A 1,259-nucleotide genomic window follows, 5' to 3' on the forward strand; every position below is an offset into this window, starting at 1 on the left:
TTTAACCAGTTAGCGATACTTCAGTTGCTGACAGTTTATAATTTCGCAATGTGGTGATGGTCTATGAATAATAGGTTTATTAATTTGTAGTTAACAAATAACGAGTAATTTTGTAACTCAATCTATTAGGTTACATTAATTGTGACCGACCGGGCGAAGCTGTAAGATGTTAGAAACGCTTATTTCATCAAAAACGCGTGTTAAACTTTTATTGAGGTTATTTCTCAATCCTGGATCTAAGGCCTATTTAAGGGGTTTGGCGGACGAATTTGCTGAGAGCACGAATTCGGTACGTGTTGAGTTGAACCGATTTGAGGAGGCAGGAATGCTTTCTTCTGATGTAGTAGGGAATAAAAAGGTTTTTCAAGCAAACCAAGAGTATCCTTTGTTTGGAGAAATCAGAAAGATATTACTTAAGTATACTGGTCTTCAAGAGATTATTGATAACGTAATTGAGGAGTTGGGAGATTTGAGAAAGGTTTACTTGATAGGGGATTTAGCATTGGGTAAACAATCAAATATTATAAGTTTGATTATAATAGGAAATCCAGACAGGCACTTTTTGATTCAGTTGATTACAAAGGTAGAAACGTTGATTCCAAAGAAGGTTCAATATTTAATTTATTCGACAGAAGAATCAGAAACTCTAGATTTGGATAATGACAAGAGTTTATTGCTTTGGCATGAATAATAATCTAAGCCCATATTGGACGGCCTTTTATACAAAGCCAAGGAGTGAGAAAAAGACGGCTGATCGACTTTTGGGTCAGGGTTTTGACGTTTATTGTCCAACACGGACAGTAGTTAAGCAATGGTCTGATCGTAAAAAGAAGGTTTCGGAGCCGGTCTTTACGTCCTATATTTTTGCTAAAGTTGATGAGAATTCAAGGAATGAAATTTTAAACGACCAAGGGATTGTTTCAAATGTTTTTTGGTTGGGCATGCCAGCGACCATACGAGATTGCGAGATTTTGGCGATAAAGTCGTTTTTAGAAGATTTTCCTCAAGCAGAGATGAGTTGTGGGCGCCCTGTTCTTGGAAGTAAGGTTGAGATAGAGTCGGGTCCGTTGTCAGGCCAGACGGGAGTGGTGAGTCATATTCAGGGAAACCGAGCGTTTTTGGTGATAGGAAGTCTGGGTATTGAAATGCACGCTGAAATAAGCTTGGGTCATTTGAAGGAAGTAGGTTGATTAAACCAAAGGTTACCTTTGAGTAGTGCATTAATAATTTGTTGCATTTGTTAGGTGACAATATTTTAA

2 protein-coding genes are annotated in these 1,259 nt (G+C 37.6%); both read left to right on the forward strand.

Annotated features, from left to right (window positions below; translation table 11 throughout):
* Positions 1 to 211 precede the first annotated feature (211 nt).
* Positions 212 to 691, forward strand: a complete 480-nt coding sequence (locus J4E76_RS20730) for an ArsR family transcriptional regulator (RefSeq protein WP_208506713.1) — start codon at positions 212 to 214, stop codon at positions 689 to 691.
* A complete protein-coding gene (locus tag J4E76_RS20735; RefSeq protein ID WP_208506714.1) occupies positions 684 to 1,190 on the forward strand; it encodes a UpxY family transcription antiterminator in 507 nt (168 codons plus the stop codon). The genes J4E76_RS20730 and J4E76_RS20735 overlap by 8 nt, the downstream gene beginning before the upstream one ends.
* Positions 1,191 to 1,259: the final 69 nt, after the last annotated feature.

It is taken from the genome of Roseivirga sp. E12, from assembly GCF_017592825.1.
Classification (GTDB): Bacteria; Bacteroidota; Bacteroidia; order Cytophagales; family Cyclobacteriaceae; genus Roseivirga.

Excerpts from the sequence above, each read along its gene's own strand:
- J4E76_RS20735 (WP_208506714.1), top strand. The coding sequence starts at position 684 with ATGAATAATAATCTAAGCCCATATTGGACGGCCTTTTATACAAAGCCA.